The 19,875-nt window shown below is 51.4% G+C and carries 18 protein-coding genes; 9 read left to right on the top strand and 9 right to left on the bottom strand.

The window, feature by feature from the left end:
- Nucleotides 1–171: 171 nt before the first annotated feature.
- On the bottom strand, nt 172–1,461 hold the full coding sequence (locus GJJ30_RS13305) for a hypothetical protein (protein ID WP_154175653.1): 1,290 nt from the start codon (nt 1,459–1,461) through the stop codon (nt 172–174).
- 261 nt (nt 1,462–1,722) lie between these two features.
- Here GJJ30_RS13305 and GJJ30_RS13300 point away from each other — a divergent pair, with 261 nt between their 5' ends.
- Both GJJ30_RS13300 and GJJ30_RS13295 read left to right on the top strand, forming a co-directional pair.
- The gene (locus tag GJJ30_RS13300; protein ID WP_154175652.1) at nt 1,723–2,760 is read left to right on the top strand and encodes an SDR family NAD(P)-dependent oxidoreductase; all 1,038 of its coding nucleotides are present in this window, start codon (nt 1,723–1,725) and stop codon (nt 2,758–2,760) included.
- An 87-nt stretch (nt 2,761–2,847) separates the two neighbouring features.
- Entirely contained in the window at nt 2,848–3,918 is a 1,071-nt protein-coding gene (locus GJJ30_RS13295) for an alpha/beta hydrolase (protein ID WP_154175651.1), read from the top strand.
- Nucleotides 3,919–4,008: 90 nt separating this feature from the next.
- On the opposite strand, the gene GJJ30_RS13290 is transcribed toward GJJ30_RS13295, so the two are convergent.
- Entirely contained in the window at nt 4,009–4,245 is a 237-nt protein-coding gene (locus GJJ30_RS13290; RefSeq protein WP_154175650.1) for a hypothetical protein, read from the bottom strand.
- 245 nt (nt 4,246–4,490) lie between these two features.
- Here GJJ30_RS13290 and GJJ30_RS13285 point away from each other — a divergent pair, with 245 nt between their 5' ends.
- Entirely contained in the window at nt 4,491–4,946 is a 456-nt protein-coding gene (locus GJJ30_RS13285) for a hypothetical protein (RefSeq protein ID WP_154175649.1), read from the top strand.
- A gap of 99 nt (nt 4,947–5,045) precedes the next feature.
- Here GJJ30_RS13285 and GJJ30_RS13280 read toward each other — a convergent pair whose 3' ends face one another.
- The 5 genes from GJJ30_RS13280 to GJJ30_RS13260 form a co-directional block, all read right to left on the bottom strand.
- Nucleotides 5,046–5,375, bottom strand: coding sequence for a hypothetical protein (locus GJJ30_RS13280; RefSeq protein ID WP_154175648.1), 330 nt, complete (start codon nt 5,373–5,375; stop codon nt 5,046–5,048).
- A 35-nt stretch (nt 5,376–5,410) separates the two neighbouring features.
- On the bottom strand, nt 5,411–5,845 hold the full coding sequence (locus GJJ30_RS13275) for a DUF3592 domain-containing protein (protein WP_154175647.1): 435 nt from the start codon (nt 5,843–5,845) through the stop codon (nt 5,411–5,413).
- Between the two features lie 108 nt (nt 5,846–5,953).
- On the bottom strand, nt 5,954–7,840 hold the full coding sequence (locus tag GJJ30_RS13270) for a heparinase II/III domain-containing protein (RefSeq protein ID WP_154175646.1): 1,887 nt from the start codon (nt 7,838–7,840) through the stop codon (nt 5,954–5,956).
- Nucleotides 7,841–7,889: 49 nt separating this feature from the next.
- A complete protein-coding gene (locus GJJ30_RS13265; RefSeq protein WP_154175645.1) occupies nt 7,890–8,231 on the bottom strand; it encodes an MmcQ/YjbR family DNA-binding protein in 342 nt (113 codons plus the stop codon).
- A gap of 30 nt (nt 8,232–8,261) precedes the next feature.
- Nucleotides 8,262–8,912 (bottom strand): class I SAM-dependent methyltransferase, encoded by a 651-nt coding sequence (locus GJJ30_RS13260; RefSeq protein ID WP_154175644.1) that lies wholly within the window; start codon nt 8,910–8,912, stop codon nt 8,262–8,264.
- Nucleotides 8,913–9,205: 293 nt separating this feature from the next.
- Here GJJ30_RS13260 and GJJ30_RS13255 point away from each other — a divergent pair, with 293 nt between their 5' ends.
- From GJJ30_RS13255 to GJJ30_RS13245, 3 genes are all read left to right on the top strand, one after another.
- Nucleotides 9,206–10,492 (top strand): Hsp70 family protein, encoded by a 1,287-nt coding sequence (locus GJJ30_RS13255; RefSeq protein WP_154175884.1) that lies wholly within the window; start codon nt 9,206–9,208, stop codon nt 10,490–10,492.
- A 389-nt stretch (nt 10,493–10,881) separates the two neighbouring features.
- Nucleotides 10,882–11,187, top strand: a complete 306-nt coding sequence (locus GJJ30_RS13250) for a hypothetical protein (protein WP_154175643.1) — start codon at nt 10,882–10,884, stop codon at nt 11,185–11,187.
- 267 nt (nt 11,188–11,454) lie between these two features.
- Entirely contained in the window at nt 11,455–12,885 is a 1,431-nt protein-coding gene (locus GJJ30_RS13245) for an alpha/beta fold hydrolase (protein ID WP_154175642.1), read from the top strand.
- An 81-nt stretch (nt 12,886–12,966) separates the two neighbouring features.
- On the opposite strand, the gene GJJ30_RS13240 is transcribed toward GJJ30_RS13245, so the two are convergent.
- Both GJJ30_RS13240 and GJJ30_RS13235 read right to left on the bottom strand, forming a co-directional pair.
- On the bottom strand, nt 12,967–14,202 hold the full coding sequence (locus GJJ30_RS13240) for a DEAD/DEAH box helicase (RefSeq protein WP_154175641.1): 1,236 nt from the start codon (nt 14,200–14,202) through the stop codon (nt 12,967–12,969).
- A 154-nt stretch (nt 14,203–14,356) separates the two neighbouring features.
- On the bottom strand, nt 14,357–14,743 hold the full coding sequence (locus GJJ30_RS13235; RefSeq protein ID WP_154175640.1) for a DUF3244 domain-containing protein: 387 nt from the start codon (nt 14,741–14,743) through the stop codon (nt 14,357–14,359).
- 477 nt (nt 14,744–15,220) lie between these two features.
- Here GJJ30_RS13235 and GJJ30_RS13230 point away from each other — a divergent pair, with 477 nt between their 5' ends.
- The 3 genes from GJJ30_RS13230 (at nt 15,221) to GJJ30_RS13220 (ending at nt 19,798) form a co-directional block, all read left to right on the top strand.
- Nucleotides 15,221–17,320, top strand: coding sequence for a M3 family metallopeptidase (locus GJJ30_RS13230; RefSeq protein ID WP_229313131.1), 2,100 nt, complete (start codon nt 15,221–15,223; stop codon nt 17,318–17,320).
- 133 nt (nt 17,321–17,453) lie between these two features.
- Entirely contained in the window at nt 17,454–18,413 is a 960-nt protein-coding gene (locus tag GJJ30_RS13225) for a hypothetical protein (protein ID WP_154175638.1), read from the top strand.
- A gap of 29 nt (nt 18,414–18,442) precedes the next feature.
- Nucleotides 18,443–19,798: a sensor histidine kinase gene (locus GJJ30_RS13220; protein ID WP_229313111.1), complete on the top strand. Its 1,356-nt coding sequence runs from the start codon at nt 18,443–18,445 to the stop codon at nt 19,796–19,798.
- Nucleotides 19,799–19,875 lie beyond the last annotated feature (77 nt).

The following is a 19,875-nucleotide window of genomic DNA, read 5'->3' as shown; positions in this document are numbered from 1 at the left end:
CAAACCCGGCTATTCATCGACAAACGGCCTGTTTTTACCGATTATTTCTACTTTTTATTCGATAAGTACCAGAATAATAAAAAAGCAGATCGCCACACGGTGCTGCGATCTGCTTTTTTGAGAATAAATAAGGCTACTGCCAGACCCTTCTGCGGGTACGGTTTCGGCGGGTCACCGGACACAGTCCATGCACTTCACCCGGAAAACTCCGCGCATTGAAGAAGTGGAAACCACTGGCGGAATCGTGGTGGCAATAACACCCGCTAACTTTACATCAAATGTTCCAAAAATGACGCCGTAGAGCATACTGTTGGCATTGAGTGATCCCGGGCTGACGTAAATTTTCTTATCGACAATATACAGGTGGGTATATTCAGTAATCGGATTTGGGCGGTAGATAATCCCGGGAACGCCCTTGCCCCAGGGAAAAATGCCGAGGGAATTGCGCGGCTGGGAACCAGCTTCCCATTTGATGTTCACCGTTTGCTGGCCATTTTCTCCGTCGAGTCCCTTGATATTTCCCCGCAAATGCGCCCCGGCTTTCGGGAAATGAACCCAGTCTCCCCCATCGGGCTGCAGCGAAATGCCTTCTTTAAGTACGTATACCGTTGAAATCAGTTGGGCAACTTCTTTTCCCGGCGACTTTAATTTCGCGACAACGCGAACCGGGTTTGTGTTTGGTAACTGGCCTGGCGACTGATACGTCACTGCTGTTCCGGCCCCCACCAAATGCCCTTCGCCCTGTACTTCCCAGCCATCGAGGTAGTCGATGGGGGTCGGTTTCGGCAACGGCCTTTCCGCACCTTTGGGAAAATCTTCCAATAACCAGTTAATCGAACTCAACCCAAAGAGCTTGATGTCGACGGATTGCCCCGGATCAATGGCACTCAGTTCGGGCTCCAGGTAAACATACTCGAAAAAGGTAAAATCGGTAAAATGATTTACGTCAATTGAAACCCGACGATTGGTCGTATCAACCTGCGTACCGCCTACCGCCATCCAGACCCCTTTGGCGTTTTGGTAAGCAATTCCAAAGGCTTTCGGCAGGCTCCGCAGCCCTTCTTCGGCGGTATAGTTCACCGTCATGGTCACCGGTTTGGCAAACTGCTGACCGTCCGGCAGCATGCGGTAGCCGTCCCCGATACCCGCGCCGTTGGTGTTTGTAATGCGCTGGACCGAAATAGCAACGTCCTTCGTTAACGCTCCGGCCGGAATCGTGACGGTAAAGCGGTCGTCTTCGGAGGTAATGGCACCGCCCGCCGGGCCAATCGTTTGCATCACCGCCGTTCCCTGCGGGACGCCAACCGGCTGAACTGCACCGGTTTCAGGATCTGAAGGCTTGGGATTGTTCGTACCAGGCTTTTCCGGTACGGGAGTAGTCGGGTCGAGGTCGTGTTTACAGGCCGTCATAAAAAGGCCATACAGGGTTATCCAGACCAGCAGGCAAACAATTCGTTTCATGTAGTTCAGTCGTTTTTGTTGTTTGGTCGAAAAGACGAAAAAACCGCCTTCTGATGCTGCAAAGGTTTTCCTCTTCCGACGGATTTCGGTAAGACATTGGAAGTCAACTGAACTATTTTATCCTTCAACCGGAAAAAACCGGAGGCAGGATGATCGCTCCCGGCCTTTAAGAAAGGCGATTCACACGGTAACTAGCATCGATCGGTAACATTCTGCCGTCTGGTCGGTTGAATACTTATTCACTGGAAAGACAAACGAACGATGAGGTTATCCAACACGAATAAACTGGGACTCTGGGGATTGGCGAGCATTGGCATCGCCGTTGCGGCCAAAGCCCTGCTCGATCAATGGCGCAAAACCGACTTTCGCGGAAAAACCGTTGTCATTACCGGCGGTTCGCGCGGATTGGGGCTGGTGCTGGCGCGGGAGTTTGCGCAGGAAGGCGCGAATCTGGCCATTTGCGCCCGCGACGAAGCCGAACTGGAACGCGCCAAAGCCGATCTGGAATTAAATGGCGGCACGGTTTTTACCTATGCCTGCGACATCACGGATAAAACCCAGGTAACGGCCTTCATTCAGGCCGTCCAGGAAACCGTCGGGCCGGTCGACGTGCTGGTCAACAACGCCGGGACCATTCTGGTAACGCCCTTCGAACACGCAACCGAAGATGACTTTCGGGAAGTGATGGAAACCAATTTCTGGTCGGCGGTTTACGCCATCAATGCGGTTTTGCCCCAGATGCGCGCGCGAAAAGAAATGGGTGGCCGGATCGTTAATATAGCGTCATTTGGCGGGAAAGTGGCTTTTCCGCATCTGATGCCGTATTCCACCAGTAAATTCGCGCTGGTCGGTTATTCCGAAGGGCTCCGTCCCGAATTGATAAAAGACGGTATCTACGTGACTACGGTTTGTCCGGGCCTCATGCGAACGGGTAGTCCGCGAAATGCGCTGTTCAAAGGTCAGAACGAAAAGGAATATGCCTGGTTCAAGATTGGCGACTCGCTGCCGGTTTTGTCGAAAAGTGCGGAAGAAAGCGCCCGACAAATTCTGGAAGCCTGCCGCTACGGGCGGGCCGAACTGATCATTTCGTTGCCCGCCAAAGTGGCCGCTGCCGTTCACGGATTGTTTCCCGGATTGACGGCGGAGGTTCTGTCGGTGATCAATTTGTTACTGCCTGCCCCTGGCGGAATCGGGGAACAACGCGTCAAAGGCAAGGACAGCGAAACCGCCCTGACCCGTTCGATTTTCACGACCAAGACCGACGATGCAGCCGAAGCCAATAATCAGTTCAAATGGTGACGGTTTTTACGGTTTCCGGTCAGGAATACTTTGGTCCTTGCCCAACTTATCAGTAAGTTGCCGGACGAAAGTATTCCTGAATCGAACATGAAAACCGCTATTCTACCGGCGCTGGTCATCGGCTTCGCACTCTTCTTCACATTCCCCGCCAGCAGTCAGACGGCTTCGACCAAAAAAGGCACCGCCGAACGCATTAAAGTCCACGGAAAAGGGCTGGAAGGCAACCTGTCCGGTGATTCGCCCGACCGGGATGTATCGGTTTATCTGCCACCCAGTTATAAAACGGACAAAAACCGCCGGTATCCGGTTCTGTACCTTCTGCATGGTTTTACCGACAACGACGCCCAGTGGTACGGTTTTACCAAACACTGGATCAACCTCCCGGAAGTAGTCGACAAAGCCTTTGCTGACCCTGCTGTGCGCGAAATGATCATCGTTACGCCCAACGCCTACACCCGGTTTTTCGGCAGTTTTTATTCCAATTCGGTGACTACCGGCAACTGGGAAGATTACGTCGCCTACGAATTGGTGAGCTACATCGACAGCCATTACCGAACCATTCCGAATGCCGCCAGCCGGGGCTTGACCGGGCATTCGATGGGCGGTTACGGCACGATGCGCATCGGTCAGAAACATCCCGAAATTTTTTCCAGCATTTACCTGCTCAGTCCGTGCTGCATGAATGCGAACCTGAATCAAAACCGCAGTGAAGCGACCATTGCCCGAATCGAAGCCATTCAATCGGATTCGGCGCTGGTCAAGGCGGATTTCGGGACTAAAGCGGTTTTTGCGACAGCAGCGGCCTGGGCTCCCAATCCAAAAAAACCGCCTTTTTACATCGATCTACCGTCCAAAGACGCGCAAACGCAGGCGGGTTTGATGGCCAAAATGGCCGCCAATGCGCCCCTGGCGATGATCGATCAGTACATTCCCAATCTCAAAAAACTACACGCGATTGCCTTCGACGCCGGGTCGAAAGACGTGGGAATTGCCGCCAGCAACAAGGTGCTCAACAGCGTGTTGAACGATTACCAGATCAGGCACACCTACGAAGAATACGACGGCGACCACATCAACCGGGTCGGCGAACGGATCGAGAAAAAAGTCCTGCAATTCTTTTCGGAGAACCTGTCGTTCGAACAGCCCAAGCGCCGGTAATCGTTACCTTGGCTGCATCAGCTCCATGGGCATCAAAAAGCCCGGCACTTCCACTTTCGGGTTGTGCCGGGCTTTTTGGCTTTCTAAACCTTACTTCTTCTGGGTAGAATCTTTCGCCAGTTCCCGGTAATCCTGACGAGCCGAATCCAGTTCGGCCTGTTCTTCCTGAACGTCACTGCTGTCGCCCTCTTTCTGGGCCTTGATGACATCCTTGTATTCATCTCCGACTTTCTCGGCTTTCTTTTCCGTTTTGGACTCACAGGCCATTTGCGAAATGGCGGTGATCAGAGCCAGTGACAGTCCCCAAATCCATTGTTTCGTTTTCATAACGTTGTCAGCATTGCTTTCAAAAATAACCGCCCTCCGACCGGTTTGTTCGAAAAATGCCCGCCGAATGGGCGTAAATCAGATTGATTGGCCCCAACGGATCTCACTATCGAAAAATGGATTGAGCAGAATCAATCCGGTTTGGTACCACTTCAGCGATCAAAAGTAACAGTTCATGTCACCAGTAATTGATTGTCGGGTACGTTTGGTGCTAGGTTTGCATCGAACATTAAACAACTACACTGATGAAAAAAGTACTGATTTTCCTGTTTGCGCTGGTTACACTGGCCGCCTGTAAAAAAGATTCCGAAAAAGGGGAAGTGAGCCCGAAAGACCCCGCCAGCGCCGTGGCCGGAACCTACAAGTTGAGTTCTTTCGCTTACGAAGTCAACGGCGAAAGCGTTGTAACCTACAAAACCTTACCAGTTACCCAGAAAGGTGTAACCGTCTCAGCCTCCGCCGATATGCAAAAAACATCGGATGGTGCCGTTTCGCTGGTTCTGTTGCTCAAAGCAACGGGTGAAGACGATCGGGAACTGGATTTGGGAGAATATGAAGTCAAAGCCAACGGTGCCAACTACGGTCTCTACAGCGATGGCGGTTCACAAATTGCCGAAATTACGGCCGGTAAACTGGTTTTCGAAGCGTCTGGTACTTCGGATGGCGACAAAGTTGAAATCCGGTTTGCCGGTAAAAAATAACGATTGCTTTTCTTTTCACAGAGCCGACCTGGTAGAAGGGTCGGCTTTTTTTGTTTCGAGTGGCTTTCAAGTTTAACCGTCAGAAGTAAAAACCGGTATTCAATGCTGGCGGACCCAGTTTTCCAGACCCGACAAATTTCCTTCAAACCGGTCATTATCAGCAGTTCCCGCTCCCCTATCAGTCTGCAGATCGAGGAATAAATGACAGGAAATCCGGCCGGGGTATTTGGCAACCAGTAGTTCGAGACGCGATTCACTGAGCCAGTTGATCCGCATGGCGCTCCAGACGTCGCCCCGCAAATCAAACAGAAGCTGGTTATCCGCGACGCGGAAAATGCGCGGGGTTTCGATCCAGTGGCTCATCTTCACTTCGAAAACATCAAACTGAATGACGTAGGTACCTTCGGGTGAGAAAATGTCGTCTTTCATTACTTTTAGCTGGCTATTAATGGGTTGAAAACCGGTTATTCACTCCAGGCCCACTGCCAGATCGTTCCCACGGAATCGGCAATATCCCAAACCGAAAGCAGCAGAAAAACCGCTCCCATTCCGGCAAATACATAAACCATCAGGTAATCACCCGCCAGTTGAACATGCTGGAAGTCTTTGGGATCGTAATAGAGCGTTACTTCATCGCCAACCCGGTATTTCGGCGGATTACGGCCTTCCGAACTGTGAAAAATCACCTCCCGACCGTCGGTAGTCTGGTAGCGAATGGAAGGCGCCAATGGATATTCGTGACGTTCCATCCGGTGCAGCCCGATAACAATGCCTTTGGCGGCAATCCCGTTTCGGGTCAGGTTCCGGCGCTTACGAAAGATGAAATAGCCAATGCCGACGAGCGTCAGTCCGACTGAAAAGAAGAGCAGAATGAACAGTTCTCCGGCGGGAAAATCCATCTTTAGCAGGCAGGATTTTTAGTAGTTATCGATCTGTAAGCAAGTTTGTACAATTTGGCAACTTGTAGTTGCTCAAATTTTGGATTTACTATCAATTGAATTACCTGCTTATTCATGGGGCCATTGTGCCAGCGAAACCATGGGTGAGGTGGTTTCCAGCGAAATGCTTCCGGGAACGAATTCCACTTTCCAGGACCGTTTCGTTCGGGGCGGAATCGTGGTTTCGAAACCCACTTGCATCGTACCCGGATTAGCCGAATCGTGCTCATAGCGAGGGCCGGTCGACCAGGCACGCAGCGTTAGCCCCGAATTTGGTTCTAAAGCAACCAGAATCTTCTTGTCTGATTGGCTTAGAATGGCTCGATGTGAATCGATCAGCTCAACCTCAGCTCCCGTTGCAAAAACCCACCGCACAACTGATTCCTTAGCCCCTGTTTCCAGCTCATCCTGAACAAGCATGGACCGGCCATCAAGAATGGCTACACCCCGTCTGGCACTGACCAAATCTTCGGCATAGAGGGACGTCAAATCTGTAATCGCATTCCGAAAAGCCGGTTGATTGGAATGACTGACGATTGGGGCAAATCCGTTCACTAACTGAGCGCCATAATTCACTACCAAGGTGTTATGCCCCATGGTTGAATTTCGATAAACTAACCAGCGCGGGGCATTCTGGTGGGTTGGTTGCATATCTACACCGGCGAGCTGTAAAGAGTCCATATTTTGAGGACCCAGATCGATCGCCCAGCGCACTCCCTGGGCCTCTACCACAAACGAACCAACATCCATGTGGGCATCCGCCAGGGAGGGAGTACCCGCTTTTAATCCCATAAACAAAGCGGTTGAGTCGTTCCACGAGCTACGGAGCAAAGCTACGGGCTCCTTACCCCGACCTACCCACACCTGGCTTGGAGGTTGGTTGGGAACAGTTAAAGGATGACGATAACTCCAAATTAATAGGGCGGGTGGAAGCGCTTCTTTTTGCCAGGTATTTACCTTTTTTCTTACCAGCCAGTTTCGTTCTATCCATCCGGCCCACTGATTCTCCGCCCGATGGGCAAGCCAAAATTGAACGGGTTGAAGCGGGGCTTCCAGATTCGTTTTCCCATAATTGAAGCAGTTGCCCGATGGAGCCCGCATATGGAGTCCATAATCTGCGGTTTTTAAAAAGCCAGGCTGCGCAAGCAAGCCAAAGTCGGTTCTAAATTCGTTTTGTAAAGCGCTGATCAATAAAGCCGTGAAACCCGTCGCGTAACTCCAGGCCGAATAGCCATACGGATAAGCGCCGTCCGGATCGTAGATTGCTATTATTTGCCTGGTGGACCGAATCGAACGGTTTAAAATCGAACGAGCCAGCGCAGGTTGAGACTCGTAAGTGGCTAACGCACCGAAAACTAAGCCCGTGTTAATAACTTGCATTTGATAATCGGTGGGAACGGTCCAGCTGCTATCGCGAGGAGTTAATGCGGCTTCCAGTCCCTTTTTGATGATTGTTTTTTGCACAAAATCACGTTCTCTGGACGACAAGTTACCATACAGCCAATCGTAAGCCAGGGATGCCGCCGTGGTGATTTCGGCCAGGTGTTCTACCTGCTCCCGATGCCAATGCACAATTAGCACCATCCATAGTTCGTGTTTTGCCCGGTCAAAATAGGCCTGCCTTCCCGTCATTCGCCAGCCATAGGAAAGGGCAAAAAGCCGTCGTAGCGCTTCCCGGACGTCGCTATGTTGGATACGGCCCACTCGTGTAGAACTTAGTGCGGTCCGCTTGCTCAGCAATATACTGTCACATTGATTTAAAAGAGATTGGTGAACAAGATGCAGGCAGGTATCGAATTGGATTGCCTTTTGGAGTGCCTGTATCTCACTTTGACGAAGTAAGATTCTGGGATGATCAGAAATTGTCACGGTAGCATTGATAGAATCCATTTGCGCGTAAGCGGACGGTTGGCGGATTCCAAGCCAGATTAGAAAGATAATCCCTAGCGTTTTCATATATCCTTTCGATATGGTAAGGGATTAGGTCATAAAAACTCAACATGCATTACAGACTCTTCTTCGGCTGACCTTTTGACGAATTAACTACCTGTTGATGAGCGGTTTTCAGCGCGTCGATCAGCGTTTCTTCTTCCACTTTTGCCAGTTCGATAAACGTCCAGCCCTGCTTGCCCCATTTGTTCGGAACGGGATAAATAACGGTTTGGTCGAACGATGAAAAAACCGATTGATCCACTTCAGAAAACTTCAGACAGGCCCGGTTGTGCTTTTCGGCTAAGGTGGCGAAAATCTTCTTTTTTACGCGAAATGACGTGTTTTCAAAATGCGGCAATTCCACCACATCCGGGAGTGCCGAGGCCAATTTCCGAAATTCCGCATTACTTACCATCGCTCGACCAAATCGAAAGAAACAAGTTGATTATTGTTTTACGGCCCGCACAATAACGGTCACCATCTGGACGGAATCGCCATGCACATTCTGATGAACTGGCTCGTCTTTTTCGAACACCCCGAGCATGTGAAAACCGTTCCCGGTAAGAAGCTCAATGACGCCTTCTTTCTCGTACAACGTAAACCCGTACTGCGTAAAAGGCAGCTTTTTCATAAGGGATTCAGGTCGAATAGCCACCAGCAACTCGCCTTCCGGTTTCAGAATCCGGTGAATTTCAGCCAGATCGTCGACCGGTTTCTCCCAGAAATACAGCGTATTGATCGTAAAAACCGTGTCAAACGTTGCATTCGCAAACGGGAGATTGGTCGTAGAACCCCTATCGAATTGAGCCTGACCGCTATCAATAAACGATTGATTTAACTGGCTGGCTTCCTCCACCATCGTCTCCGAAAAATCACAGCCTGTATACGTAACCGAAGGCTCTTTAGCGAAAATATCCTTGACAAAAAAACCGTTGCCCATCCCAATTTCCAGCAGCTTGTCGTGGTTTTTCAGATTCAGGTTTTCAATCAGGTACTGATTGATGTACCAGTTACTTTCGTTCATTTTGGCCCCAACCTGTTTGCCGAATTCGCCATCGGGTTTGCGTAACTGGGCGGCAACTGCTTCAAAGTCCATTTTGTAGTCGCTGGTTTCGGGTAAAGATGCAACGGATATTCCGAAAACTCAATCCGCTGTGACAAACCGCCCTGACTGCGGCCCGATTACAGGGAATTGAATCAATCCTGCTGAGCGACTGTCAGAAAATTCACTTTCCGACCGATTGGCGACAACATTTTCAGCTCAAAAACCAAATTTTAGACGTACATTTGCGCCCCTTTTATCCTCCAGAAGCCGTGGCAGACCATTTTCGTCCGATTCCTTTTTCGGACGCCGAATGGTTTTTGCACGCTAAAACCGACACAACCGGAATGACAACACTTTCCTGCGGAATTGATTTTGGTACCTCCAATTCAAGCATTGCGATTGACAAAAATGGTGAAATCAGTCTCGTACCGGTTGAAAACGGTCAGGTAACCATTCCGAGCGCGATCTTTTTCCAGCGCGACGACAACAAAGCCTTTTACGGCAGAAATGCGGTCAACCTGTTTTTCGACCGTAAACCGGGGCGGTTTATGCGCAGCCTGAAGCGGGTGCTGGGCACGCCCCTCATGAAACACGGAACCGTCGTAAACGGCACGACGATGAATTTTTCGACCATCATTTCCTCCTTTCTGCGAACGCTGAAGGCCAAAGCCGACGCCGAAGCAGGTCAGGAAATCGAACATGTGGTGATGGGCAGACCGGTTCACTTCGTCGATCAGTCGCCGGAAGCGGATGCCCAGGCGCAGGCCGAACTGCAGGAAATTGCCCGGCGGATCGGTTTCAAACACATCGAGTTCCAGTTCGAGCCCATTGCTGCGGCATTTGCCCACGAAGCAAAACTAACCGGCGAAAAACTGGCGATTGTGGCCGATCTGGGCGGGGGAACTTCTGATTTTACAGTTATCCGGTTATCGAATCAATCGGCCCGCAAAACCGACCGATCGTCGGATATTTTGGCCAATACCGGGGTACGCGTGGGCGGCAACGATTTCGATAAAGACCTGAGTCTGACGGCCATTATGCCCGAACTCGGTTACCGCAGCCACTACGGCGAGAAAAACCTGGAAGTCCCGCTCAAACCGTATCACGACCTGGCGGAATGGAGCAAAGTTAACTTTCTGTATACGCCCAAACTCATTATGCAGACGCGGCAGTTGCTGCACCAGTCGCACGACAAAAAGCGGTATAAGCGGCTGTTAAGTGTACTAGAAAACGAAACCGGTCACACGGTTTTGGCGGCTACCGAAGGGGCGAAAATTGCCCTCACCAACGCTGATGCCTTCGAAACCCCGTTCGAGTTTGTGGAACCGGATTTTTTCATCCCGATCAAACGCACGCTCTTTGAAGAGTCGATTCGTGCTGAAGTTGACAAAATAACAGCCTCGGCCACCGAGTGTCTGCAGAACGCGGGCGTCCGCCAGCAGGACATCGACCTCGTTATTCTGACCGGCGGCTCGACCGAAGTGCCGCTGGTTCAGGCCGAATTCAAACGCCTGTTCCCCAACGCGGCCATTGCAGACGAAAACAAACTTTCCAGCGTCGGGCTGGGACTGGCCTACGACAGCCAGAACAAGTTTGGCAAAACCGCTGAACGAAAAATCGAAATCTTGTAAATATCCTTTTTAGTAGAAATAAAGCTCCCAACCGTTTTTTAGTTAGCCAGAGAATGATTCACTAGTATGTGTGATCGATCCGGTCGCTCAATGCGGATTCGCCAATAAATCCATGTCTATTCATTTGTATTCTCAGAATGTCCGTTCATGTGGTTTTTTGGGCGTTTCGTACTATTGGCTCTATCGGACAGGCCTTTATGCAGTTTAAATAAGTAGCTGATGATTTAGCTAGGGTCATCAGCGTTACCGACCTCTTTCTTCACAGCCCGATTGCCTTGCAGTCGGGCTGTATTTTGCCAATAAAGCGGTTTTGAAAAAATATAACCGGCTGATCAAGGCCCGATAAGCCAGCCAGTTATATTTGTGAATAAGGCTAACTTCTTCACACCATGACACTTGACGAATTTGCAGCCCTGAATCTGGATGCTTCCAGCCACTTTCTGACCCTCAAGCTGAAGGGTGCCGAATCGCTCATTCAGCCCATTAAACTGCACGATCCTTTGCCGGAAACCGATGACGCCTTTCTCAGCTACCTGCTTTTCGTGGGCAAACGGAAGATTTTCTCGGCCGTGCCTTACGAATTTTCCGGTCGGGTCGCCTTCCGGCCGGGTCAGGTGAAACTCGAGCAAATCGAATCGATCGTGGAAATGCCCTTCATTGTTCGAAATAACTGGAGTAGCAATTTTAAAACTTAGGAGCACTCCGGGCGGGGCTACCATCGCCAGGTATTGGTGCAGCAGTACCTGATTTCTCTTTTTGCATCGATCTGTATTTTGGGCGGTGCCGTAGGTCATGTTGGTGATTGTTGCCGTCGTTCGCTGAGCCGCATAAAGGCGGTTTTTGTCTTTTCATTCGGGGAGAAAATTAGAAAATACTTGGGAGCCTCGAATAGAATTGTCCGTTTTTTACTAAAATCCCGACCCAAAACCGCCTTGTTTTGTCGAAACGAATTTCAAGAACTGATGAACAAGCTTTCGATCTTGCTGATGCAGGCGGTTTTCCTCCTGTCCTACACCTGTGCCCGCGCCCAACCCGGCACCGTCCGTCCGCTGGAACCCTGCGCCTGCCCCGTTGAGATCGACAGCAGCTTCCGCACGCGATGCGCGTACCTGATTGTTCCCGAAAACCGGTCGAAGAAGAACGGGAAAACCATCAAGCTGCCGTTCGTGCTGGTGGAGAGCAAAAATCCGAATAAAAAGAAAGACCCGGTTTTATTCACCGGCGGGGGGCCAGGTAGCAGTTCGCTGGGCTGGGCCAGAGGAGCGTCGCGCTCGCCCCTCATCAACGACCGCGATTGCATTGCCTTCGAGCAACGGGGAACCCGCTACGCCCTGCCCCACCTGTCGAGCCCCGAACTGGATGACGCCATTAAAGAATCGTACCGCAAAAACCTGAATAAAGACAGCATGATGGTAGTTGGCGTTAAACGCTACAAAAAAGCGCTGGAGTCGCGCGGAATCGATCTCTCGGGTTACAATACCGACGAAACCGTATCGGATATTCACGATCTGCTGGCGACTTTGAAAGCGGATTCGGTCAACCTGTTGGGGATTTCGTACAGCGGAGGGCTCATGCTGGCGGTTTTGAAGAAAGATCCGTCCCGCATCCGGTCCCTCATTCTGGATTCGCCCCTGCCGACCTTTGTCCCAATCGATGAAGACGAACCGGCCAATTTCAATGAATCCCTCAACATCCTGTTCGAACGCGTCGCCCGCGACTCGACCGACAAAGCGGTTTACGGAAATTTGAAGGAACGGTTTCAGCAGTATTTTACGGCCATTGGCACGAAACCATTTTCCATTCCGTACCTGGAAAAGGGCACGAAAGACAGCGTTCGGATTCAATATACCCGCAGTGATTTAATGGGAATATTGGTGAATACGTATTACAAACGCCTTCCGTTGGTCATTAGCGATATGATCAAAGGCAATCATTATCCGTACATCAAACAGCTGCTCGATCGCACGTTTGAATACGGCAACGGTCCGTCGGGCATGCGTTTGTCGGTCTATTGTGCTGACCAAACCGCTTATCATAGCGAAAAAATTGGCCAGCAACTCTACGATGCGTTCCCGTACCTCAAAGGCTACCACATCAACGACGTCTACCAGGAGCTGTGTGATTGCTGGAAAGTGCCGCCGATCAAACCGGAAACCAAGCAGCCTTTTTACTCCAACAAACCGGCGCTACTGGCGGATGGTGAGCTGGATAATGCCTGCCGCCCGCTGTACATCGATAGGATTCATCACTACATGCCCAACAGCCAGCGGTTGTTGTTCCGGAACGAAGCCCACGGCGTCGGTGGCGAAGACATGACCCGCTTTATGCAGCAGTTTCTGGAAAATCCGTACCGGAAACTTGCATCGAACAAACCGGAAATTGTGGTGTATTAAAAACCGGTTTCAGCTCATTTTCAACCAAATACTAAAAATCAGCAACATTGGAAAACGGGCGAAAGCGGAGCGGTTTTCTGGCTACTTTTTCTTCTTTTTCCTGCGTCCTTTCTCAAACTCCTCAGCTTCCTGCATCAGGGCCTTCAAATCGAATTTGGATTCCTTGCTGGCATCGACGGTTTCGGTGTAGTCGATCTGGTCGATTTGAGTTACGCGAATGGGTTTATCCAGAAAGGTTTCGATTTCGTCGAGGATCGGTTTTTCTTCGGGACTGCAAAACGAAAAGGCCTGGCCTTTCTGCGTACCCCGGCCCGTCCGGCCCACGCGGTGGACGTAGTTCTCGGGCTGCTCCGGCAGGTCGTAATTGACGACGTAATCCACGTTGGCAATATCGATGCCGCGCGCGCTGACATCGGTGGCAATCAGCACCTTAACAGCTCCGGTTCGGAACGCATTCAGCACCTTCAGCCGATCCTGCTGCTCTTTGTCGCCGTGGATGGTCTCGCTTTTGATGCCGACCCGCTCGAGGGCTTTCTGCACTCGCTCCGCCCGGACTTTCGTGCGGACAAACACCAGAATTTTGCTTTCCGCGTGCTCGTTGATGAGCCGTTCCAGAAAAAAACGCTTGTCGTCCATCCCCACGAAAGCCACGGAATGGTCGATGTTTTTGGCCACCGGATCTTTCGGTGAAATCTGAATCCGGATCGCATTATGCACCAGCGAATACGCCAGCTTCTTGATTTTCTCGTTGATAGTCGCCGAAAAAAACAGCGTCTGCCGTTTTCGGGGCAAAAACCGCATCAAATCCTGAATGTCTTTGATAAAGCCCAGATCGAGCATGTGATCGGCTTCGTCCAGAATCAGAATTTCGACCCGCTGCAGGCGGATGTACCCCTGACTCACCAGATCGAACATCCGGCCGGGCGTGGCAATCAGAATATCGATGCCCGATTCCAGCTGCGCAATCTGCGGCCCCTGCTCCACCCCGCCGAATACGCAAAACACTTTCAGGTTCAGATAGCGGGAAATCTGCTCAAAAACGCCCGCAATCTGGAGCGCCAGCTCCCGGGTCGGCACCATCACCAGGCACTTGATTCCGTCGGCGCGTCGCGAGGTTTTGCGCTCATACAGCAGATTGATCACCGGAATGGCAAATGCTGCGGTTTTGCCGGTGCCGGTTTGGGCAATCGCCAGCACGTCTTCCCCCTTCAGAATGTTCGGGATCGACTTAAACTGAATATCGGTCGGTTTTTTAAACCCTAACTCGCTCAGATTCCGCTTGATTTCGGAGGCAATGGGATAATCGTCAAATTTCATGGGATGTACGTTGGACTCCAGGCCGCAACCGGTTTCGCGTAATACTAGTGCGAATTAGTCGAATATTCCTGAAAAACCGTTCCGGTAAAAACAGAAAAAGCCACCTCCGTCGAGCAGAAGTGGCTTTCCAGTTTGTCTAAATCTACATTCTAAATTATTCTGCGGGGGTATTCATCAGAATCACCCGGGCTGGCTCGGCTACCGGTTGGGTAGCCACGTTGACCTGCTTCCGGATGACTCCCTGAGCCGACTTAAATTCCAGTTCATACGCGCCATCGGTCAGGTTTTTCATGTCCAGCTTGGCCGCGTATTTTAAGTCTTTTTTCGAAATCATTTCCTGAAAAAGGATTTCATTTTTGCTGTTGCGCAGTAAAACCACGACCGGCTCAGGCGCTGTTTTCTCAACGGCCACCCGAATCTTGTTTTCGGTAGTTACATAGGCGCTTACTTCGAATGGCAGGGCTTTTGGAGTTGCCGGTTCGCTAACGACAGGGGCGCTCAACAGCGCGGTACAGATCAGGTTACTCAGGAAGTTTAACATGGTGTTGTTTACGTTTATTATTTGTTGTTGTTCGTACTGGTATGATTCAAAAGTTGTTGTTTACGTGTTCGGTTACCAATAATCCAAATGCCGTGCCAATCCAATAACAATCTGATAATCAGCACCTAAAAAATAAGACTTAAAAATTTTACTGTACGATGCCGGACAGTTGCTGTTCGCTGGCGGACAAAAGTGTACGTTTTACGCTTTTCCGTATACCAATCCGTTTTTTGACCGGTATCTGCTTTGGACAGGACAAAGGTAGGGCTCAACTTGCCTGACTATCAAGACAATAAACACCGAAGCAACAAAACTCCCGCATGAACTGACAGAACCAGCGTTTAAATGGGCCGATTCGTACCCACGGACCGCCGGGCGGCCCCGTTTGGCTTTCGCGACGCGATTCTGTAGTTTTGAGTTACTTCATCCAATGCCTTCTTCATGAAATCAACATTTACTTTTATCGCATCGACCCTAATGCTGATGGCGCTCGCACCGGCGCACGGACAAACTACCGTGGACAATCCTTTTTTTAGCGCGTACAACACGCCGTTTGGGGTACCGGCTTTCGACAAAATCAAGCCCGAACACTTCGAACCGGCTTTCGACGAAGGCATTAAACAACAACTGGCCGACATTACGAAAATTACCAGTCAAAAATCGGCCCCGACCTTCGCCAACACCATCGAAGCCCTGGAAGCGGGTGGCGATTTGCTGAACCGGGTCAGTACGGTATTTTTCAATCTCAACAATGCCAACACCAGTGACGCGCTGCAGAAAATCGCCCAGTCGGTAGCGCCGAAACTGGCAAAAAACGGCGACGATATTTCGCTGAATCCAGCGCTTTTCAAGCGGGTAAAAACCGTCTACGACCAGCGTAATCAACTCAAACTGACCGGCGAACAGCAACGGCTGCTCGAAAAAACCTACAAGAATTTCGTCCGGGGTGGGGCCGCGCTAACGCCCGAAAAACAGGAACGGCTCCGGAAAATCAACGAAGAACTTTCGGTGCTGACGATCAAATTCGGGCAAAACCTGCTGGCGGAAAACAACGCCTACGCGCTGGTGATCGAAAAACAGGAAGACCTCAGCGGGTTGCCCGCTTCGCTGGTGAGCGCGGCCGCCGACGAAGCCAAAAAGCGGAACTTGTCGGGCAAGTGGGTTTTCACGCTCCAAAATCCGAGCATCATGCCGTTTTTGCATTATGCCGATAACCGGGCGCTCCGCGAACAACTATTAAAGGCATACCTCGAACGCGGCAATCACAACGACGCCCGCGACAACAAGGCGGTTATGGCTAAAATGGTGATGCTTCGGGCCGAAAAGGCGCAATTGCTGGGCTACGAAAACCACGCGGCTTTTGTACTGGAAGAAAGCATGGCGTCAACCCCGGCGAAAGTGAGCGAACTGCTCAATCAACTCTGGGCCGCCACCGTGCCGGTGACCCGGCAGGAAGCCGCCGAGTTGCAAGCAATGATGGATAAAGATGCGGATCCCCGCCGGGGCAAAAACGAAAAACTCGCGAGTTGGGACTGGCGGTATTATGCCGAGAAGCTACGCAAACAAAAATACGCCCTCGATGCCGAGCAACTGAAACCGTATTTCTCGCTGGAGAACGTGCGCGAGGGCATTTTCATGCTTACCAACCGGCTTTACGGCCTGCGTTTCGAACGGAGGACGGATTTGCCGATTTACCAGGAAGAAGTGCAGGGTTACGAAGTTAAGGAAGCCGACGGACGGCATATCGGTATCATGTATATGGATTTTCACCCGCGCTCCAGCAAACGCGGGGGTGCCTGGATGACCAGTTTCCGGCGGCAGGAAGTAAAAAATGGCAGGAAAATAAGTCCGGTAGTTTCCATCGTCTGTAACTTCTCCCGGCCATCGGGCGACGCCCCGGCTTTGTTGAGTCTGGACGAAACCCGGACGTTCTTCCACGAATTCGGGCACGCGCTGCACGGTCTGCTTTCCAACGTCACCTACGGCAGTTTGTCGGGAACCTCGGTGCCGCGCGATTTCGTGGAATTGCCGTCGCAAATCATGGAAAACTGGTCGACGGAAGCGCAAATGATGAAGCTCTACGCCAAACATTACAAAACCGGTGAGGTGATTCCGGACGCGCTGATCGAGAAAATCAACAAAAGCAGCCTGTTCAACCAGGGTTTTGAAACCACCGAGTACCTGGCGGCTTCGCTCCTCGACATGGATTACCACACCCTGAAACCCGACCAGACGCCCACCGACGTGCTGGCGTTCGAGGAGAAATCAATGGACAAAATCGGCCTGATCGAGCAGATTCCCCCGCGCTACCGGAGCACGTATTTCCAGCATATTTTTGCGGGCGGTTATTCGGCGGGGTATTACAGCTACATCTGGTCGGCGGTGCTCGACGCCGACGCGTTCGAGGTGTTCAAGCAGAAAGGACTTTTCGATCCCAAATCGGCCCAGTCGTTCCGCAAGAATGTCCTTGAAAAAGGCGGTACCGACGAGCCGATGACGCTGTACAAAAACTTCCGTGGTGCCGAACCTGACATCAAACCGCTGCTCCGCCGGAGAGGCTTGATGAAGGTGTTGTAAGATCGGTTTACGGTTTTCAGTTTACGGTTGGCTGGCGCATGTTATTCAGTTTCAGGGAACCACACCGTAAACCACAAACCGTAAACCACAAACCGTATACCGAAACCCTGAAATCCTAAACTCAAAAACCTTCATGAAAACCTCCCTTTTTGCCCTTTTGCTGGTCACTTTTTTAATTGCTGCTACTGTCGATGAGGCTCCTCAGGCGGTTATTTCCAACAGTTCCGTCAAAGCGACGCTGTATTTGCCCGACACGGCGGCCGGTTACTACCGGGGAACCCGCTTCGACTGGGCGGGCGTGATTGCGAATCTGGAATACAAAGGTCACAGTTATTTCGGGAAGTGGTTCGACAAGTACGATCCGTTCCTGCACGACGCCATCACGGGCCCTGTCGAAGCCTTTGATCCGCTGGGCTACGATCAGGCCAAACCCGGTGAGTTGTTCGTCAAAGTGGGCGTGGGCAGCCTGCGAAAAATCGACAATGATACGTATAAATTCATGGTGAACTACCAGCACGTGGACAAGGGCAAATGGTCGGTGCAGAAAAAGGGCGATCAGGTGCGGTTTACGCATGTTTTGAAGGATGCCGCCGGTTATTCCTACGAATACGAAAAAACCGTAAAGTTGATCCCGAACAAGCCGGAAATGGTGTTGGAACACCGCCTGAAAAATACCGGCAAGAAGCGGATCGAAACGGCGGTTTTCAACCACAATTTTCTGGTGTTCGATCAGTTGCCTTCGGGGCCGGGTTTCAAGGTTGAGTTTCCCTTTACGGCCAAAACCGGCGATCTGAGGGGGATTTTGTCCAACAGTGGACAGGCACTTACCTTCGCGCGGCCGCTCCAGAGCAAGGAAAACATTTACACGCTCGTGGATGGTTACGGAACCAGCGCCAACGATTACGACATCAAAGTTGAAAATACCCAAACCGGTGCGGGCGTCCGAATTCGGGGCGACCGACCGCTGTCGAAACTGGCGTTCTGGTCGAATCCCCGGAACCTGTCGCCCGAGCCTTTCGTGGCCGTTAACGTCGAGCCGGGTAAGGAATTTACCTGGAAAATTGCGTACGAATTCTACACGACTGGAAAGTAAACCACCAGGCAAATCCGATCCGTTTGCGTATGTCCGGCGAGACCGTCATGTTTTTCTACTTTGGAGCGGTAAGCGCCATTCTGGTGCTGAACGCCGTGCGCTGGAGTTTTTCCCAGACCTGGATCGACGGACTCTTCACGCTGGTGGTGCTTATTTCGTTCGCCCAGTCGGTTTTCTTTTCCCTCTTCGGCGAAACCGTCGTCCTGACGAAAGCGGGTTATCTGGTCATTCACGTATTGCACCGGGGGCTGGTCAAACTCCTGCTGCTGGAGCTCATCTTCCTGCTTTTCAACGGAGTTAGCTGGCCCGTTTCGTCGCGGCAGCGCTGGCGTTGGGGGCAGTTCGTGCTATCGGCTTTCGTTTTGCTCGATACGGTTTTGCTGCTGTCGATGGATGAAAACTGGTATCAGTCCCTGGCAGGCCATATCGTTTCGGGATTGTACTGGAGTTTCCTGATCGGACTCAGCGCCGTCGGAATCGGGATTGCAGCCCAAAAACGACACGCGACCGGGCTGACGTTCATCATGGGCAGTATTTTTATGCTCCTGAATGAGCTGTATGTCCTGATTTATGCGCTGTTGCACCGCTGGCCTTTTCCGGACCATGTCGTGTCGATCGATCTGCAACGGCAGGTTCTCTGGGGCGGGCGAATCCTGGAGTTGCTCTGTTTTTCGCTTTGTCTGGTCTTTTACCAACGCCACATGGCCGTCGTTAAAGCGGTGGAACAGACCCAGTTAACCGAACAAATCAAGCAGGAACGGCTGGAAAATGAACTGTCGATGCGCCGGCTGGAGCAGGAAAAAACCAACGTTCAACTGCGGGCCTTGCAGGCGCAGGTCAACCCGCATTTTCTCTTCAACAGCCTCAACTCGTTGTCGGCGCTGATCGTCGTCGATCAGGAGCGGGCCAGCCTGTTTGTCGATCAGCTCAGCCAGGTGTACCGGTATCTGCTCACCACGCGCGACCAGTCCGTTACCACCCTGTCCAGCGAACTCCACTTTATCGAATCGTATTATCACCTGCTTAAAACCCGTCACGGCAACGGTTTACAGCTGCAGATTCAGGTCAGTCCGGCGTACCAAAACCGCTTATTGCCTCCGCTGACGCTTCAGTTGCTGGTCGAGAACGCCGTCAAGCACAACATTGTTCAGGCCAGCGAGCCGCTGCAAATCGACATCGCGACCGATGAAGCCGGGTATCTGATGGTGAGCAACAATTTGCAACGCAAGCGCTCACCGATTCTGTCAAATGGCGTCGGCCTGTCGACCATTCTGGCCCAATACCAGAAGCTCGACCAGCCCACCCCGGAAATCGTCACCGAGAACCGGCGGTTTATCGTTCGGCTACCGCTCATTCAGTCTGACGTTATCGTGAATCAGCCCTAGAAAAGGTCGGATTGTTTAGTTGGCACCCCTATGTTTCATAAAAAAACCGCCAACAAGCTGACGGTTTTGATTCTGAT

It is taken from the genome of Larkinella terrae (assembly GCF_009668025.1).
Taxonomy (GTDB): Bacteria; Bacteroidota; Bacteroidia; order Cytophagales; family Spirosomataceae; genus Larkinella; species Larkinella terrae.
This window is presented reverse-complemented; position numbering and strand designations above follow the sequence as displayed.

Bases quoted from the DNA above. Each gene is read 5' to 3' on its own strand.
- GJJ30_RS13225 (WP_154175638.1), top strand. From the start codon at position 17,454: ATGAAAACCTCCCTTTTTGCCCTTTTGCTGGTCACTTTTTTAATTGCT.
- GJJ30_RS13255 (WP_154175884.1), top strand. From the start codon at position 9,206: ATGACAACACTTTCCTGCGGAATTGATTTTGGTACCTCCAATTCAAGC.
- GJJ30_RS13230 (WP_229313131.1), top strand. From the start codon at position 15,221: ATGCTGATGGCGCTCGCACCGGCGCACGGACAAACTACCGTGGACAAT.
- GJJ30_RS13260 (WP_154175644.1), bottom strand. From the start codon at position 8,912: ATGGACTTTGAAGCAGTTGCCGCCCAGTTACGCAAACCCGATGGCGAA.
- GJJ30_RS13245 (WP_154175642.1), top strand. From the start codon at position 11,455: ATGAACAAGCTTTCGATCTTGCTGATGCAGGCGGTTTTCCTCCTGTCC.
- GJJ30_RS13300 (WP_154175652.1), top strand. From the start codon at position 1,723: ATGAGGTTATCCAACACGAATAAACTGGGACTCTGGGGATTGGCGAGC.
- GJJ30_RS13250 (WP_154175643.1), top strand. From the start codon at position 10,882: ATGACACTTGACGAATTTGCAGCCCTGAATCTGGATGCTTCCAGCCAC.
- GJJ30_RS13290 (WP_154175650.1), bottom strand. From the start codon at position 4,245: ATGAAAACGAAACAATGGATTTGGGGACTGTCACTGGCTCTGATCACC.
- GJJ30_RS13285 (WP_154175649.1), top strand. From the start codon at position 4,491: ATGAAAAAAGTACTGATTTTCCTGTTTGCGCTGGTTACACTGGCCGCC.
- GJJ30_RS13280 (WP_154175648.1), bottom strand. From the start codon at position 5,375: ATGAAAGACGACATTTTCTCACCCGAAGGTACCTACGTCATTCAGTTT.
- GJJ30_RS13270 (WP_154175646.1), bottom strand. From the start codon at position 7,840: ATGAAAACGCTAGGGATTATCTTTCTAATCTGGCTTGGAATCCGCCAA.
- GJJ30_RS13220 (WP_229313111.1), top strand. From the start codon at position 18,443: ATGTCCGGCGAGACCGTCATGTTTTTCTACTTTGGAGCGGTAAGCGCC.
- GJJ30_RS13235 (WP_154175640.1), bottom strand. From the start codon at position 14,743: ATGTTAAACTTCCTGAGTAACCTGATCTGTACCGCGCTGTTGAGCGCC.
- GJJ30_RS13305 (WP_154175653.1), bottom strand. From the start codon at position 1,461: ATGAAACGAATTGTTTGCCTGCTGGTCTGGATAACCCTGTATGGCCTT.
- GJJ30_RS13240 (WP_154175641.1), bottom strand. From the start codon at position 14,202: ATGAAATTTGACGATTATCCCATTGCCTCCGAAATCAAGCGGAATCTG.
- GJJ30_RS13295 (WP_154175651.1), top strand. From the start codon at position 2,848: ATGAAAACCGCTATTCTACCGGCGCTGGTCATCGGCTTCGCACTCTTC.
- GJJ30_RS13265 (WP_154175645.1), bottom strand. From the start codon at position 8,231: ATGGTAAGTAATGCGGAATTTCGGAAATTGGCCTCGGCACTCCCGGAT.
- GJJ30_RS13275 (WP_154175647.1), bottom strand. From the start codon at position 5,845: ATGGATTTTCCCGCCGGAGAACTGTTCATTCTGCTCTTCTTTTCAGTC.